Below are 16,218 nucleotides of genomic sequence, written 5' to 3'. Positions count from 1 at the left end.
GCTTTCGTCCGTCAGGCCGCCTCGGCCAGGAATTGGGCCTTCAGCAGAGCGCCGTCATGGCCGGTGATGCGCGCCGACACGATCTCGCCCGGTGCGCCGGCGGCGACCGCGGCGAGGGCAAAGCCTTCCGTACGGCCGATCCCGTCGCGCTCGATCAGGAGCTTCTGCGTGGAGCCGACAAGGGTTTCGAGATGCGCGCCATAGGCGGCCTCGCCCGCCGCGCGCAGCCTGGCGGCGCGGTCCTTGACGATGCGGCGGTCGAGCTGGGGCATGCGGGCGGCCGGCGTACCCTCGCGCGGGCTGAAGGGGAAGACGTGCAAATGGGTCAGGCCGCATTCGGCGACGATCTTGAGCGAGTTGTCGAACATCGCTTCGGTCTCGGTGGGAAAGCCGGCAATGATGTCGGCGCCGAAGACGGCATCGGGACGCAGAGAGCGGACCGCGTGGCAAAAGCGGATCGAATGGTCGCGCAGATGGCGACGCTTCATGCGCTTGAGGATCATGTCGTCGCCCGATTGCAGCGACAGATGCAGATGCGGCATCAGCCGGGGCTCGGTGGCGAGCGCCTCCATCAGGTCGTCGTCGGCCTCGATCGAATCGATCGAGGACAATCGCAGCCGGTCCAGATCGGGCACTTGTTGCAGCACGGTGCGCACCAGCCGGCCGAGCCGGGGGGTGCCGGGCAGGTCGGCGCCGTAGCTGGTGATGTCGACGCCGGTGATGACCACTTCGCGATAACCGTTGCCGGCCAGCCGCTTCACCTGCTCGACGACGGCGCCCATCGGCACGGAGCGGGAATTGCCGCGACCATAGGGGATGATGCAGAAGGTGCAGCGGTGGTCGCAGCCGTTCTGCACCTGGACGAAGGCGCGCGCGCGGCCGTCGATGGCGTCGACCATGTGGGCGGCGGTCTCGGTGACCGACATGATGTCGTTGACGCGCAGCTTCTCGGTGTCGTTGACGCCGAAATCGGGCAGGGCGCGGTAGCTGTGGCTGTGCAGCTTCTCCTCGTTGCCGAGCACCAGGTCCACCTCGTCCATCGCCGCGAAGGCGTCGGGGTCGGTCTGTGCGGCGCAGCCGGTGACGACGATACGCGCCTGCGGGTTCTCGCGCCTGGCCTTGCGGATTGCCTGTCGGGCCTGACGCACCGCCTCGCCGGTGACGGCGCAGGTGTTGAACACCACCGCGCCGCCATCGAGCGCGCCGAGACCGGCGCTGTCGGCCTCGCGGCGCATGACCTCGGATTCGTAGGTGTTGAGGCGGCATCCGAAGGTGACGATGTCGACCGCCATCAGACCACGCCTTCCGCGTCGCGGCTCCAGGCCCCGGTTGCGGGGTCGAACCGGCCGGAAAATTCCCATTCGGCCGGGCCGGTCATGATGACGTGGTCGTCGTCGCGCCATTCGATCGCCAGCGGTCCGCCCGGTAGCGTCACCGTGACCGCGCGGCCGGTGCGACGCGTGCGTGCGGCCGAGACAACGGTCGCGCAGGCGGCCGACCCGCAGGCCCGCGTCAGGCCGGCGCCGCGTTCCCAAGTTCGGATGGTGACGGCGTCCGGGGCGGTCACCCGGGCTATGGTGATGTTGGCGCGCTCGGGGAAGATCGGGTGGTTTTCGAGCAGGGGTCCGAACCGTTCGAGATCGTAGCGCCACACATCGTCCTCGACCCAGAAGATCGCGTGCGGATTGCCCATCGAGGCCACCGAAGGCGAATGCAGGACGGGCGCGTCGATCGGGCCGATCTGCAGCTCGATCATGCGGGTGTCGCGGAACTCCTCGGCGAGTGGAATATCCTGCCAGTCGAAGCGCGGCCTGCCCATGTCGACGGAAATCGACCCGTCGGCGTGTTCTTCGGCATTGAGGATGCCGGCGACGGTCTCGAAGGTAAAGCGGCGAGTGCCGGTTTCGGCCGCCAGCGCCTGCACCACACAGCGCATGCCGTTGCCGCAGGCCTGGGCCGATGAACCGTCGGCATTGAGGATCTCGACAAAATTCGCAGTGCCCGGCGTTCTTTGGTCGTGGACGGCCATGATCTGGTCGAAGCGGGTCGCCGGATCGGCGGCCAGCGCCCGCGCGGCGGCCGGTGCGACCCGATCGGCGCGCCCGCGCATGTCGGCCACGATGATCTCGTTGCCGAGCCCGTTCATCTTCGCAAAGGGTGGGCGTTTTTCCATGCCGGCCATGCCTGTCGATCCGGCCCCTATATGGCGGAACGGGGCCGCAATTACCAGACGTGCGGCCGACGCGGAAGACGCAGGATGGTCAGGCTATCGCCACCAGACCGAACAGGACCAGCAGGAACAGGATCAGCGCGATCGCGATCAGCACCTTGGCGCCGGTCATGGCGGCGCCGGCGAGCGAGTTCATGCCGAGCAGGCCGGCCACGGCCGCAACGACGAGAAGGATGAGAATCCATTTGAGCATCTGTTTTTCTCCGGCTTGCGACCCGGGGCCCGCCCCCGAAGCCAACGCTACAGACAACGCGTCAGAACGCATCGCGTTCCCGTCACCGCGGTGAATCCGCTGCGGATCAGTCCGCGACCTCGAACGGAATCTCGAATTCGGCCGTTTTGTCGGAATGAGTGTCCTTGAGCAGGAAACGGCCGGTATATTTTCCGGGCGGCGGGGTTTCCAGGTTGATGTTGAGCGTGAGGAAGAACTCGCGGTTGCGGTAGCGCACCGGCAGTTCGAGGCGCATCAGATCTTCCTTGCCGAAAACCTTGTCGCCGTCGGCGTCGAGAATGGCGAGATCGACGCCGAGCGAGATCAGCCGATCGCCAAGCGGGCCGCGCCCATAGGTAAAGCCGATCGGCTCGACATAGACCAGAACCTTCTCGCCGGTCTTGTAGACCGTATTTTCGCGCTCGGCGTAGACCCCGTAGCCTGTGGCGCTGTCGACGGGTACCGCCTTGCGGATCGTCAGGGGCATGGCGTCCCAGATTTCGGCGATGGCGGCGTCGAGGGTTTCGATCGCGGCGGCCGGATCGCCGGCGGCGACCTGGTTTTCGGCCTCAGCGCCTTTGTCGGCAATCGAGCCGGCGGCAACGGCTCCACAAAATGCTGCTGTTGTCATGAGTATCAAGATCGCCCGTAAACCGCGCATTGTCCAATCCCCCTCGGGTGCCACCCTATCCCAATCTTACGCTGTTGGTAATCGGTGTCGACAAGCCGGCGCCTTGGCCCGACCGGTGGCATCGGGCTCGACCTTGCATGGCGGACGGGATAAGAACTTGCCGGTAGCGAGCGGAGGCAGGCTTGAAAAAGCGTAGCAAGGATCCGTGGATGCCGGCGGACGATTTCGGCCGATCGTTGCCGCGCGGCATCGGCCTCAACCTTCTGGTGCCCGAGATCGGACCGATGGAGCGGTTCTGCCGCGAGGTGATCGGCGCCAACACGGTCTATGCAGACGAGGATTTCGCGGTCATCGAAATCGCAGGGTCGGTTTTGATGCTGCATGCCGATCACACCTACGCCGATCACGAGATGGCCGGGGTCGTCGCCGATGCCGGGTTGCGCGGCACTGGCATGGAAATCCGGATCTACGGCGTTGATCCCGATCGCATCGAAAAGCGCGCCCGCAGCGCGGGTTCGACCGTCCTGTCAGGCGCGCTCGACAAACCGCACGGGCTGCGCGAATGCCACATCGTCGGGCCTTCGGGCTATATATTCGTTCCCAGCCGCGCTATATCGCGAGAAGATTCGACGGCGGAAACCCAAATTTAACCATGCCATCGTGCAATTAACCCCAACATTGCCATGATTGTCGCGATTCAACTCGCGACTGCGGGGCGTGCCCCGTCGTGAGTTCCCACGGAGGACTATGATGCGTTTTTCGATTTCCGGCCCGCTGGTGCTGACGCTGTTCGCGGTCGCGCTCGCCGGATGCCAGAGTTCCCGGCTCGGGTCGCTTGGCGGCCGTCCGGAGCCGCTCAACCCGGCGCCAGCCGGCACGGTCACGGCCGGGCAGTTGCCGCCGCCCGCACCCACCGGCCCGACCGATCCGTCGAGCTTCCCCAAGCCGCCTTCGACCGCCACGGAAACCGGTGAGACGGACGTTGCCGCGCTCGATCCGAACGCGCCGGCCGAATTGCCTGGGGCGCCCGCGACGGCGACCGATTTGACCGTCGGTAGCGTCGCCGGCGTCTGGAACGCGTCCGTTTCTGGCCAGTCCTGCCGGGTCGCCACGCCGCAGACCAAGTTCGGCCAGGGATTTCGGGCCGGGCCGCTGCGTTGTCCGGCGCCGCTCGACGGCGTGAAATCCTGGAACGTCGCGGGCAAGCAGCTCTCGCTCTATGACGCGAGCGGCGCAGTTCTCGCCCGGCTCTACTCGTCCGGCGCCGAGCGCTTCGACGGCCAGATGACGTCCGGCCAGCCGATCTCGCTGTCGCGGTGAACGCGGCTCTCCGCTTTCCAGGCTGATCGCGATATCGAGGCCGGCCCATGTCTTTGCGCGACGGACTCAAACCCTTTGCCTCGGTGCGCCAGGCCTATGACGATCGGGTCGAGCGCGGCGCGGTGAAGCGGGATGGCGCGCAGGAAAAAATCGCCGACCGGTTCGACCGGCTGATCGAGGACCTGGCGACCAAGCGACTCGCATCCAAATCGAGTGCGCTCGGCTGGCTGTTCGCGCGCCGGCGCGAGACGAAGGCGCCGGTCAAGGGATTGTACGTCCACGGCGCGGTCGGGCGCGGCAAGACCATGCTGATGGACCTGTTTTACGACCTGGCGCCGGTTAACCGCAAGAGGCGGGTCCATTTCAACGACTTCATGGCCGATGTGCACGACCGGATTGGTCGACACCGCGCCGCCGTCAAGTCGGGCGAGGCCAAGAGCGACGACCCGATCCCGCCGGTGGCGCGGGCGCTGGCCAACGAAGCCTGGGTGTTGTGCTTCGACGAATTCGCCGTCACCGACATCGCCGATGCGATGATCCTGTCGCGACTGTTTTCGGCGCTGTTCGACGAGGGGGTCGTGCTCGTGGCGACGTCGAACGTAGCCCCGCAAGACCTTTACCGCGACGGGCTGAACCGGCCGCTGTTTGAACCCTTCATCGCGATCCTCGAACGCCATGCCGACGTCATGAACCTCGACAGCGAGATCGACTATCGGCTGGAAAAGCTGAACCGTGTGCCGGTCTATCTGACGCCGCTCGACGCCGACAGCCGGGCGGCTTTCGAGACCGCGTGGGCGAATTATGCCGACGGCGCAGACGAGGCGGCCGAGACGATCAAGGTCAAGGGCCGCACCATCCGCGTCGCGCGCTGCGTGCGCGACGCCGCCCGCTTCACTTTCGAGGAATTGTGCGCCAGTCCGCTGGGCGCGCGGGACTATCTGGCGATCGCGGCCCGCTTCAAGACGCTGTTCGTCGAGGGCATTCCGGTTTTCGACGACCGCGGCCGGAACGAGGCCAAACGGTTCATCCTGTTGATCGACACGCTCTACGACAAGCGTCTGCGCCTCGTCGCCAGCGCCGCTGCCCAGCCGCAAGGACTTTATCGCGGCCGAACCGGGACGACGGAATCCTTCGAATTCGATCGCACGGCCTCGCGGCTGATCGAAATGCAAAGCCGCGATTGGCCCGGCGAGGAAGCAGCCGAAGCGGTCGACACGGCCGGTCAGGCGTGAGCAGCGCCGGCCAGCCCGTTCGGCACTTCACGGCATCGTGCGGACGGCGAGGTGTCGTAAATTTTTGACGTTTACGTAATCCCTGTCGTTTCTAAACGATTGAAATTATTTATACCCGAGGAATCGGTTGTCTTTTTTTTCGTGCGAGTCTAAGGCCACGCGCGAATTTCGCCTCGACGAAAGGCATTGAACACCAGCCGATGCCTTTCAATCTCAACCTGACTGGGCCATGTTAGCCCACACATTGCGGGGATAGCTCTCGAATGGCACGTAGAAAGATCGCGCTTATCGGTTCCGGCATGATCGGCGGAACGCTCGCCCATCTGATCGGCCTGAAGGAACTCGGCGACGTCGTCCTGTTCGACATCGCCGAAGGCATCCCCCAGGGCAAGGGCCTCGATATCGCACAGTCCGCGCCGGTCGAGGGCTTCGACGCCCATTTTGCGGGCGCCAACGACTATTCGGCGATCAAGGACGCCGACGTTTGCATCGTCACCGCGGGCGTGCCGCGCAAGCCGGGCATGAGCCGCGATGATCTTCTCGGCATCAATCTGAAGGTGATGGAACAGGTCGGCGCCGGCATCAAGAAATACGCGCCCAAGGCGTTCGTCATCTGCATCACCAACCCGCTCGACGCCATGGTGTGGGCGCTGCAGAAATTCTCCGGCCTGCCGAAGACCCACGTGGTCGGCATGGCCGGCGTGCTCGATTCCTCGCGGTTCCGCTATTTCCTCGCCGAGGAATTCAAGGTCTCGATCGAGGACGTCACCGCCTTCGTGCTCGGAGGTCATGGCGACACGATGGTGCCGCTGACGCGCTATTCGACCGTGGCCGGCATTCCGCTGCCCGACCTCGTCAAGATGGGCTGGACGTCCAAGGAAAAGCTCGACGAGATCGTCCAGCGCACGCGGGACGGCGGCGCGGAGATTGTCGGGCTGTTGAAGTCCGGCTCGGCCTATTACGCGCCGGCGGCCTCGGCGGTGGCGATGGCGGAGAGCTATCTCAAGGACAAGAAGCGCGTCCTGCCCTGCGCGGCGCATCTGTCGGGCCAGTACGGGGTCAAGGATCTCTATGTCGGCGTGCCGACGGTGATCGGCTCCGGCGGCATCGAGCGCGTCATCGAGATCAGCTTGAACAAGGCCGAGCAGAAGATGTTCGACAAGTCGGTGGCCGCCGTCACCGGTCTGTGCGAAGCGTGCATGAATATCGCCCCGAACCTGAAGAAATAAGCGAGCGCGGCCCAATGAACATTCATGAATATCAGGCCAAACAGGTCCTGAAAGGCTTTGGCGCGCCGGTCGCCGAGGGCGTGGCGATCCTGTCGGCCGATGAGGCGGAAAAGGCGGCGAAATCGCTGCCCGGTCCGCTCTATGTGGTCAAGAGCCAGATCCATGCCGGCGGGCGCGGCAAGGGCAAGTTCAAGGAACTCGGCGCCGACGCCAAAGGCGGGGTCCGGCTGGCGAAATCGGTCGAGGACGTGGTTGCCAATGTCGGCGAGATGCTCGGCAACACGCTGGTCACCAAGCAGACCGGACCGGGCGGCAAGCAGGTCAACCGGCTCTATATCGAGGACGGCGCCGACATCGACCGCGAACTCTATCTGTCGATCCTGGTCGACCGCACCGTCGGCCGGGTCGCCTTCGTGGTTTCAACCGAGGGCGGCATGGACATCGAAGCCGTGGCCGAGGAAACGCCCGACAAGATCATCACCGTGGCGATCGATCCCGAGGCCGGCGTGACGGCGGCCGACATCGCCAGGCTGAATGCGGCGCTGGAGCTTTCGGGCGAAGCGGCGACGGACGGCGAGACGCTGTTTCCGATCCTCTACAAGGCCTTTGTCGAGAAGGACATGAGCCTGCTCGAGGTCAATCCGCTGATCGTCATGACCAACGGAAGACTGCGGGTGCTCGACGCCAAGGTGTCGTTCGACAACAACGCGCTCTACCGCCATCCCGACATGGTCGAGCTGCGCGACGAGACGGAGGAGGACGAGAAGGAAATCGAGGCGTCCAAGCACGATCTCGCCTATGTCGCCCTCGACGGCAATATTGGCTGCATGGTCAACGGCGCGGGCCTTGCCATGGCGACGATGGACATTATTAAGCTCTACGGCGCCGAACCGGCAAACTTCCTCGACGTCGGCGGCGGCGCCTCGAAGGAAAAGGTTACGGCCGCCTTCAAGATCATCACCGCCGATCCGGCCGTGAAGGGCATCCTGGTGAATATTTTCGGCGGCATCATGCGCTGCGACGTGATCGCGGAAGGCGTGGTCGCCGCGGTCAAGGAAGTGGGTCTGAAGGTTCCGCTGGTCGTGCGGCTGGAAGGCACCAATGTCGAACTTGGCAAGAAAATCATCAATGAGAGCGGCCTCAACGTGATTGCGGCCGACGATCTCGATGATGCCGCCCGCAAGATCGTCGAGGCGGTGAAAGAGGGTTAGTCGCGTGCGACGCGCCGCATCCATTGTCGTGCTCGTGGCGGCGCTGTCGGCGCCGTCAGGCGTTCAGGCGGTCGAGGACTGGTCGACGCGTTTTGCGACAACCTTCCAAGAAAGCTGCGTGCCGCAGCGCCTGAGCTACGAGGGCACGCTCGCTCAGGCCAGGGAGGCGGGCTGGGAGGTTTTCACGCCCGCCGGCCAGAGCGAGTTCGGCGCGCTGATGGCGAAGTCGGCGGCCGCGCTTGAGGAGGCCAAAACCGACATGCCCGGCATGTCGTTTCGCGCGCAGACTTTCGCGCGGGACGTGGAAGGTCGCGTGCTGCATCTCGTCGTGTCGCTGACAGTGTCGGAGCCTCTCGATGCGATCGGCTGCTATCTCTATGATTTCGAGGCGACGGAGCCCGTCGCGGCCGCGGCGGTGTCCGATATTCTGGGCAGCAAGCCGGCGCAGTCGCACAGCGACGAGACCGTGGTTTCCCATCTGTGGGGACCGCCGCCGTCGATGCCGCGCACCCTCGACACCTATCTGACCTTCATTCCGCCCGGCAGCCCCTATGCCGAGCAGGCCGGCTTCGACGGCCAAATGCTGAAATTCTCGACCTCGCAGCCGCGGGAGGACGGGAAGTGATCCGTTTCAACGCTGCCTGCGTTTCCGCCCCCATTACCCTGCCGGCCGCACGCGCCGGCGCGGCTTTCCCATTCGAATCCTGACAGGCTCTGGAGTTACCGTTCGCATGTCCATTCTCGTCAACAAAAACACCAAAGTTCTCGTCCAGGGTCTGACCGGCAAGACCGGCACCTTCCACACCGAGCAGGCGCTGGCCTATCACGGCACCAAGATGGTCGGCGGCGTCCACCCGAAGAAGGGCGGCGAGACCTGGGGTTCGGTCGAAAGCGGCGCGCAATTGCCGATCTTCGCGACGGTCGCCGAGGGCAAGGAGAAGACCGGCGCCAACGCCTCGGTGGTCTATGTGCCGCCGGCGGGCGCGGCGGCCGCCATCATCGAGGCGATCGAGGCAGAGATCCCGCTGATCGTGTGCATCACCGAAGGCATTCCGGTCATGGACATGGTCAAGGTCAAGGCCAGGCTCGACCGGTCGAATTCGCGTCTGATCGGCCCGAACTGCCCGGGCGTGTTGACGCCGAACGAATGCAAGATCGGCATCATGCCGGGCAATATCTTCAAGAAGGGTTCGGTCGGCGTCGTCTCGCGCTCGGGCACGCTCACCTACGAGGCGGTGTTCCAGACCACCAATGCCGGGCTTGGCCAGACGACGGCGGTCGGCATTGGCGGCGATCCGGTCAAGGGCACCGAGTTCATCGACGTCCTGGAGATGTTCCTGGCCGATCCGGAAACCGAATCCATCATCATGATCGGCGAGATCGGCGGCTCGGCCGAAGAGGACGCCGCGCAGTTCCTCAGAGACGAGGCCAGGAAGGGCCGTAGCAAGCCGATGGCCGGCTTCATCGCCGGGCGCACGGCGCCTCCCGGACGCACCATGGGCCATGCCGGCGCGGTGATCTCCGGCGGCAAGGGCGGCGCGGAAGACAAGATCACCGCGATGGAGGCGGCCGGGATCAAGGTGTCGCCGTCGCCGGCGCGGCTGGGACAGACGCTGGTCGAGGCGATCAAAGGCTGATCGCCGCCATGTGTTGGCCACGATGGCGACGCATGGGGCGGACGAACAACAACAATGCCCGGCCGCGTAGCGGCGGGCGGACTTAAACTAGGGACGGGGCGCAAAGGCTCCGACAGGGTAATGTCACGGCAGGATCAGGCCAACAACCGGTTCTCGATCACCTCATTCCTCTATGGCGGCAACGCCCACTATATCGAGGAGCTCTACGCCGCCTATCAGGACGACCCGGCGTCCGTCGATGCGGACTGGCGCGATTATTTCGCCCAGCTCAAGGACGATGCCGACGACGTGCGCAAGAATGCGCAGGGACCCTCGTGGGAGCGTGCCAACTGGCCGATTACGGCCAATGGCGAACTGGTCTCGGCCTTCGACGGCGATTGGGCGCAGGTCGAAACGCGTATCTCCGGCAAGATCAAGGACAAGGCCGCCAAGGGCGGCGTCGCGCTCAGCGACGAGGAAATGCTGCGTTCGACGCGCAATTCGGTGCGCGCGATCATGATGATCCGCGCCTATCGCATGCGCGGCCATCTCCATGCCAATCTCGATCCGCTCGGCCTTGCAAACCCGCTCGAGGACTATAACGAGCTGTCGCCGGAGGCCTATGGCTTTACCGAGGCCGATTACGACAAGCCGATCTTCATCGATCATGTGCTGGGGCTGGAATTCGCGACCATCCGCGAAATGCTCGATATCCTCAGGCGCACCTATTGCTCGACGCTCGGCGTGGAATTCATGCACATCTCCAATCCGGAGGAGAAGGCGTGGATCCAGGAGCGGATCGAAGGTCCCGACAAGGGCATCGCGTTTACCACCAACGGCAAGCTCGCCATCTTGCAGAAGCTTATCGAGTCGGAAGGCTTCGAGCAGTTCATCGACGTCAAGTACAAGGGCACCAAGCGTTTCGGTCTCGACGGCGCCGAGGCTTTGATACCGGCGCTGGAACAGATCCTCAAGCGCGGCGGCGCGCTCGGGATGAAGGAAGTCGTGCTGGGCATGGCGCATCGCGGCCGGCTCAACGTGCTGTCGCAGGTGATGGGCAAGCCGCACCGGGCGATCTTCCACGAGTTCAAGGGCGGCTCCTTTGCGCCCGACGACGTCGAAGGGTCGGGCGACGTCAAATACCATCTCGGTGCCTCGTCGGACCGCGAATTCGACGGCAACACCGTGCATCTGTCGCTGACCGCCAATCCGTCCCATCTGGAAATCGTCAATCCGGTGGTGATGGGCAAGGCGCGCGCGAAGCAGGACCAGATATTCGGGCGCAAGCGCGAGGAGATCGTGCCGCTGCCCGAACGCGTGAAAGTGCTGCCGTTGCTCCTGCACGGCGATGCGGCCTTCGCCGGGCAGGGCGTGGTTGCGGAATGTCTGGGCCTGTCCGGCCTGCGCGGGCACCGCGTCGCCGGCACGCTTCACTTCATCATCAACAACCAGATCGGCTTTACGACGAATCCGCGCTTCTCGCGCTCCTCTCCCTATCCGTCCGACGTCGCCAAGATGATCGAGGCGCCGATCTTCCACGTCAATGGCGACGATCCCGAGGCCGTGGTCTACGCGGCCAAGGTGGCGACCGAATTCCGGATGAAGTTCCACAAGCCGGTGGTCATCGACATGTTCTGCTACCGGCGCTTCGGCCATAACGAGGGCGACGAGCCGGCGTTTACCCAGCCGATGATGTACAAGAAGATCCGGACGCATCCCACGACCGTCCAGATTTACGGCCAGAAGCTGATTGCGGAAGGCCTTATCACCGAAGGCGAGTTCGAGAAGCTCAAGGCAGACTGGCGCACCCGTCTGGAAGAGGAATTCGAGGCTGGTCAGACCTACAAGCCCAACAAGGCGGACTGGCTCGACGGCGCCTGGTCGGGCCTGAGGACGGCCGACAACCAGGACGAACAGCGCCGCGGCAAGACCGCCGTGCCGCTCAAGACTCTCAAGGAGATCGGCAAGAAGCTGACCGAGGTGCCCAAGGATTTCGAGGCGCACCGCACGATCAACCGTTTCCTGGAAAACCGCCGCAAGGCGCTCGATGCCGGCGAGGGCATCGACTGGGCGCTGGCGGAGGCGCTGGCGTTCGGCGCGATTCTTCAGGACGGCACGCCGGTGCGGCTGTCGGGGCAGGATTCGGAGCGCGGCACGTTTTCGCAGCGGCATTCCGTGCTTTACGACCAGAAAGACGAACGGCGCTTCATCCCGCTCAACAATCTCGGTCCCGCGCAGGCCCATTACGAGGTCATCAACTCGATGCTGTCGGAAGAGGCCGTGCTCGGCTTCGAATACGGCTATTCTCTTGCCGATCCGCGCGCCTTGGTGTTGTGGGAAGCCCAGTTCGGTGACTTCGTCAACGGCGCCCAGGTGGTGTTCGATCAGTTCATCTCGTCGGGCGAGCGCAAATGGTTGCGCATGTCGGGACTGGTGTGCCTGCTGCCACACGGATACGAGGGGCAAGGCCCCGAGCATTCGTCCGCGCGGCTGGAGCGTTTCCTGCAATTGTGCGCCGAGGACAATATGCAGGTCGCCAACGTTACAACGCCGGCAAACTATTTCCACATCCTGCGACGCCAGTTGAAGCGCGATTTTCGCAAGCCGCTGATCCTGATGACGCCGAAATCGCTCCTGCGCCACAAGCGCGCGGTATCGACACTGGCGGAAATGGCGGGCGAAAGCACGTTCCACCGGCTGTTGTGGGATGACGCTCAGATGTTGCCGGATCAGAAGATCAAGCTGGTCAAGGATTCCAAAATCCGGCGTGTCGTGCTGTGCTCGGGCAAGGTCTATTACGACCTTTACGAGGATCGGGAGAACCGCGGCATCGACGATGTCTACCTGCTCAGGGTCGAGCAACTCTACCCGTTCCCGGCCAAGGCGCTGATCAACGAGCTGTCACGGTTCCGCAACGCGGAAATGGTGTGGTGCCAGGAGGAACCCAAGAACATGGGTGCCTGGTCGTTCATCGACCCCTATCTTGAATGGGTGCTTGCCCATATCGACGCCAAACATCAGCGCGTGCGTTATGCCGGCCGTCCGGCCGCGGCCTCGCCGGCGACCGGGCTGATGTCCAAACATCTCGCGCAGCTCGAGGCGTTCCTCGAAGACGCGCTCGGCGAATGAACCCGTCCGGGTCCAACTGAAGGCAACGGAAGTACATATCATGGCAAGCGAAATTCGCGTTCCCACTCTCGGTGAATCGGTTACCGAAGCCACCGTCGGCCGTTGGTTCAAGAAGGCGGGCGAAACCGTCGCCGCCGACGAGCCGATCGTCGAACTGGAGACCGACAAGGTGACCCTGGAGGTGCCGGCCCCGGCCGCTGGCACGCTCGAGGAGATCGCCGTCCAGGAAGGCGAGACCGTCGCGGTGGGCGCGCTTTTGGGCACGCTTGGCGAGGCCGGCGCCGCCGCCACTCCGAAGGCGAACGACGATAGGAAGAGTGCGAATGCGGAGGCGAGCGGCGAGAAGACCGCCTCGACCAGCAGCGGCAAGCTGATCGATGTCAACGTGCCGTCAGCCGGCGAATCCGTGACCGAGGCGCAGGTCGGCGAGGTCTACAAGGCCGTCGGCGATGTGGTGAAGGTTGACGAGCCGATCCTGGAACTGGAAACCGACAAGGCGGCCCAGGAAGTGATGTCGCCGGTCGACGGGGTGCTGCGCGAACTCGCGGTCACGGCCGGCGACGAAGTTAAGGTGGGGGCGCTGCTTGCGCGGATCGAGGCGGGCGCGTCGGCGAGCGGCGAATCCGCGTCGACGGCAGCGCGCGACGTGCGCCACAGCGGTGGCGGCACGGAGTCTGCGCGTCCGCCGGCTCCGGCCGCGCAGAAGCTGATGGAGGAACACAAGCTTGCCGCCGGCGATATTGCTGGGTCCGGCAAGGATGGCCAGATCCTGAAATCCGACGTCTTGGCCGCGATCGAGCGCGGCAAGGACGCCGGCGCGCCCGCAAAGGGCGGCGACGAACCGGCCCGCCGCGCCGCAAGCGCTCCGGCGGAGACGCCGAACGTGGCACGCGCGCCGTCCACGGGCGCCGACGAACCGCGTGAGGAACGCGTGAAGATGACGCGGCTACGCCAGACGATCGCGCGGCGGCTGAAGGATGCGCAGGATACGGCTGCGATGCTGACGACCTTCAACGAGGTCGACATGGGCGCGGTGATGGACCTGCGCAAGCGCTACAAGGATCTGTTCGAGAAGAAGCACGGCGTGAAGCTCGGCTTCATGGGCTTCTTCACCAGGGCGGTCTGTCACGCGCTGAAGGAAATTCCGGCCGTGAACGCCGAGATCGACGGCACCGACATCATCTACAAGAACTTCTGCCATGTCGGCGTCGCGGTCGGCACCGACAAGGGGCTGGTGGTGCCGGTGGTGCGCGATGCCGACCGGATGGGAATCGCCGAGGTCGAGAAGGAGATCGGCCGACTGGGCGCCGCCGCCCGGGACGGCAAGCTGGCGCTCGCCGACATGCAGGGCGGCACTTTCACCATTTCCAATGGCGGCGTCTATGGTTCGCTGATGTCGACGCCGATCCTCAATGCGCCGCAATCGGGCATTCTGGGCATGCACAAGATCCAGGAGCGGCCGATGGCGGTGGGCGGCGAAATCAAGATCCGGCCGATGATGTATCTTGCGCTGTCCTATGATCATCGTATCGTCGACGGCAAGGAGGCAGTCACCTTCCTGGTGCGGGTCAAGGAAAGCCTGGAGGATCCCGAAAGGCTGGTGCTGGACCTCTAAACGCCCAAGCGCTGGGAGGCGTCGCGATGAGTATCGAGTATCTGATCACCGCGCTGATCGTCATTCTCGTGCCGGGCACTGGCGTGGTCTATACGATCGCGATCGGACTTTCGGCCGGGCGGCGGGCCAGTATCGCCGCTGCCGTTGGCTGCACGCTCGGTATTGTTCCCGCGATCCTCGCCTCGGTGCTCGGCCTGGCTGCGATCCTGCATACCAGCGCGGTCCTGTTCCAGGTGCTCAAATATGCCGGCGCCGCCTATCTCCTCTACCTCGCCTGGCGTACGCTGCAGGAGAACGGCCCGATGCGGCTTGACGGCAATCGCCGGGCGGACCGGGACCTGTTGTCGACGGTGCGCACGGGTTTTGTGATTAACATCCTCAACCCGAAACTGTCGGTGTTTTTCCTGGCCTTTCTGCCGCAGTTCATCGATCCGGCGGCGGCCTCGCCGGTCGGCCTGATGCTGGGGCTGGGCGCAACGTTCATGGCGATGACCTTCGTGGTGTTCGTCGTCTATGGCAGTTTCGCGGCGATGATCGGTGCGAGGGTGCTGACGCGTGACGCGGTGCTGCGCTGGATGCGGCGCACGGTCGCCCTGACATTTGCCGGGTTCGGCCTGCGTCTTGCGCTCGCGGAGCGGTAGGGCGCGAATGCCGGCGCGGCCCGGCGCGATAGCCAATAAACAGGATTGAGTCGATATGGGCTTCGAGCCGGAGATTCCACCGATCCAGGTTCATCTGTGCGTCAAGGACGGCAAGGCGGCGATCGCTTTCTATGAAGCGGCGTTCGGCGCCGTCGAGACGTTCGAGCAGATGGCCGAAGACGGAGAGCGCGTGCTGCATGCCAACCTGTCGATGTTTGGTTCGGAAGTGATGCTGCAGGACGAGTTTCCCGAGTACTCCACCGACGTGCTGGGGCCGCTCTCGCGCGGCGGCGCAAGCATGACCATCAACATCAATCTTGCCAAGCCGGACGAGGTCGACGCGGCCGTTGCCCGCGCCATGGCGGCCGGCGCGGAGATCGTCATGCCGGTCGACGACCAGTTCTGGGGTGCCCGCTACGGCAAGATCCGCGACCCGTTCGGGCATGTGTGGTCCTTCAACGCGCCGTTGGAACAAGGCGGGTAACGATGAAGGGCGCCGCGCAGATCCGGCCTGCTCCCGCGCGTGGCCGAGACGGGTACGGGGTACACGCGGCTGTCGCCGTGCTCACGGCGCTGGCCTTGCCGTACGCCGAGGCGCGCGCAGCCTGTCCGCAGGAACTGGCCGTCTATTCCGAACGGGAAGGGTCGGCGGGGATCGATTTTCGTCCCGCGCTGCCGGGCGCGGCCCTGCACGCGATCGAATTCAAGCTGGTATTCGCGCAGAACGACGTCGTGCTCGATGGTATCGTGATGCAAACCGACCCCGGCGCGCGCCCTTACGGCCTGGCCATGCACCAATGTCCGGACGGCGACGTCACGGGCGAGGAACTGGCGGCGTGTACGATCTGGGAAGGGCCGATCTACGGCATCGATGCCGATGGCGCTGTCGCGACGATGCCCGAACGCGGAACGTCGGCGGCCGCGCAACTGCTTTTGCCCGGTTTCGGCGCAGCCGTGCGCCATTCACGCATCTTCGGCGCCGATGGCGTCAGCGTCCTTCCCTGGGACGTTTTTGCGCTCAGCGGGTGCCAGGAATGAGTGGCGGCAACGTGTATCCGGACACCGGCGGGTTGCGTTCTCACGGGAAGCGGCTCCATGTATGGCCGCCCGCCGGGCTCGGGCGCCTGCGCGGGTCCGCGTCTACGAAACGGGA

The 16,218-nt window shown here is 64.7% G+C and carries 16 protein-coding genes; 12 read left to right on the top strand and 4 right to left on the bottom strand.

The window, feature by feature from the left end; genetic code table 11:
• Positions 1-11 precede the first annotated feature (11 nt).
• The 4 genes from mtaB to ACT2B0_RS18340 all read right to left on the bottom strand — a co-directional run bounded on the left by mtaB (position 12) and on the right by ACT2B0_RS18340 (position 3,072).
• On the bottom strand, positions 12-1,292 hold the full coding sequence (gene mtaB / locus ACT2B0_RS18355; RefSeq protein WP_473459771.1) for a tRNA (N(6)-L-threonylcarbamoyladenosine(37)-C(2))-methylthiotransferase MtaB: 1,281 nt from the start codon (positions 1,290-1,292) through the stop codon (positions 12-14).
• Positions 1,292-2,173, bottom strand: coding sequence for a diaminopimelate epimerase (dapF, locus tag ACT2B0_RS18350; protein ID WP_473459770.1), 882 nt, complete (start codon positions 2,171-2,173; stop codon positions 1,292-1,294). The genes mtaB and dapF overlap by 1 nt, the downstream gene beginning before the upstream one ends.
• An 88-nt stretch (positions 2,174-2,261) precedes the next feature.
• Complete coding sequence (locus tag ACT2B0_RS18345; protein ID WP_473459769.1) at positions 2,262-2,423, bottom strand: DUF1328 family protein; 162 nt, start codon at positions 2,421-2,423, stop codon at positions 2,262-2,264.
• A gap of 106 nt (positions 2,424-2,529) precedes the next feature.
• A complete protein-coding gene (locus tag ACT2B0_RS18340) occupies positions 2,530-3,072 on the bottom strand; it encodes a hypothetical protein (RefSeq protein ID WP_473459768.1) in 543 nt (180 codons plus the stop codon).
• A gap of 182 nt (positions 3,073-3,254) precedes the next feature.
• On the opposite strand from ACT2B0_RS18340, the gene ACT2B0_RS18335 reads away from it, so the two are divergent.
• The 12 genes from ACT2B0_RS18335 (at position 3,255) to ACT2B0_RS18280 (ending at position 16,103) form a co-directional block, all read left to right on the top strand.
• Positions 3,255-3,722: a VOC family protein gene (locus ACT2B0_RS18335; protein ID WP_473459767.1), complete on the top strand. Its 468-nt coding sequence runs from the start codon at positions 3,255-3,257 to the stop codon at positions 3,720-3,722.
• A gap of 100 nt (positions 3,723-3,822) precedes the next feature.
• The gene (locus tag ACT2B0_RS18330; protein ID WP_473459766.1) at positions 3,823-4,392 is read left to right on the top strand and encodes a protease inhibitor Inh/omp19 family protein; all 570 of its coding nucleotides are present in this window, start codon (positions 3,823-3,825) and stop codon (positions 4,390-4,392) included.
• 47 nt (positions 4,393-4,439) lie between these two features.
• Positions 4,440-5,624 carry a cell division protein ZapE gene (gene zapE, locus ACT2B0_RS18325; protein ID WP_473459765.1) on the top strand — a complete coding sequence of 395 codons (1,185 nt, stop codon included), beginning with the start codon at positions 4,440-4,442 and terminating at the stop codon, positions 5,622-5,624.
• 263 nt (positions 5,625-5,887) lie between these two features.
• Positions 5,888-6,853 carry a malate dehydrogenase gene (gene mdh / locus ACT2B0_RS18320; RefSeq protein WP_473459764.1) on the top strand — a complete coding sequence of 322 codons (966 nt, stop codon included), beginning with the start codon at positions 5,888-5,890 and terminating at the stop codon, positions 6,851-6,853.
• Positions 6,854-6,867: 14 nt separating this feature from the next.
• Positions 6,868-8,064, top strand: a complete 1,197-nt coding sequence (sucC, locus tag ACT2B0_RS18315; protein WP_473459763.1) for an ADP-forming succinate--CoA ligase subunit beta — start codon at positions 6,868-6,870, stop codon at positions 8,062-8,064.
• A gap of 4 nt (positions 8,065-8,068) precedes the next feature.
• A complete protein-coding gene (locus ACT2B0_RS18310; protein ID WP_473459762.1) occupies positions 8,069-8,689 on the top strand; it encodes a hypothetical protein in 621 nt (206 codons plus the stop codon).
• Between the two features lie 106 nt (positions 8,690-8,795).
• Positions 8,796-9,701 carry a succinate--CoA ligase subunit alpha gene (sucD, locus tag ACT2B0_RS18305; protein ID WP_473459761.1) on the top strand — a complete coding sequence of 302 codons (906 nt, stop codon included), beginning with the start codon at positions 8,796-8,798 and terminating at the stop codon, positions 9,699-9,701.
• Positions 9,702-9,821: 120 nt separating this feature from the next.
• Positions 9,822-12,809, top strand: a complete 2,988-nt coding sequence (locus ACT2B0_RS18300) for a 2-oxoglutarate dehydrogenase E1 component (protein WP_473459760.1) — start codon at positions 9,822-9,824, stop codon at positions 12,807-12,809.
• A gap of 40 nt (positions 12,810-12,849) precedes the next feature.
• Complete coding sequence (gene odhB / locus ACT2B0_RS18295) at positions 12,850-14,424, top strand: 2-oxoglutarate dehydrogenase complex dihydrolipoyllysine-residue succinyltransferase (RefSeq protein ID WP_473459759.1); 1,575 nt, start codon at positions 12,850-12,852, stop codon at positions 14,422-14,424.
• 26 nt (positions 14,425-14,450) lie between these two features.
• Positions 14,451-15,065 (top strand): LysE family translocator, encoded by a 615-nt coding sequence (locus ACT2B0_RS18290; RefSeq protein ID WP_473459758.1) that lies wholly within the window; start codon positions 14,451-14,453, stop codon positions 15,063-15,065.
• Between the two features lie 55 nt (positions 15,066-15,120).
• Complete coding sequence (locus tag ACT2B0_RS18285; RefSeq protein ID WP_473459757.1) at positions 15,121-15,549, top strand: VOC family protein; 429 nt, start codon at positions 15,121-15,123, stop codon at positions 15,547-15,549.
• A 2-nt stretch (positions 15,550-15,551) separates the two neighbouring features.
• A complete protein-coding gene (locus tag ACT2B0_RS18280; RefSeq protein ID WP_473459756.1) occupies positions 15,552-16,103 on the top strand; it encodes a hypothetical protein in 552 nt (183 codons plus the stop codon).
• Positions 16,104-16,218: the final 115 nt, after the last annotated feature.

The sequence above is a fragment of the Nitratireductor sp. J20-h4 genome, from assembly GCF_056780505.1.
This window is presented reverse-complemented; position numbering and strand designations above follow the sequence as displayed.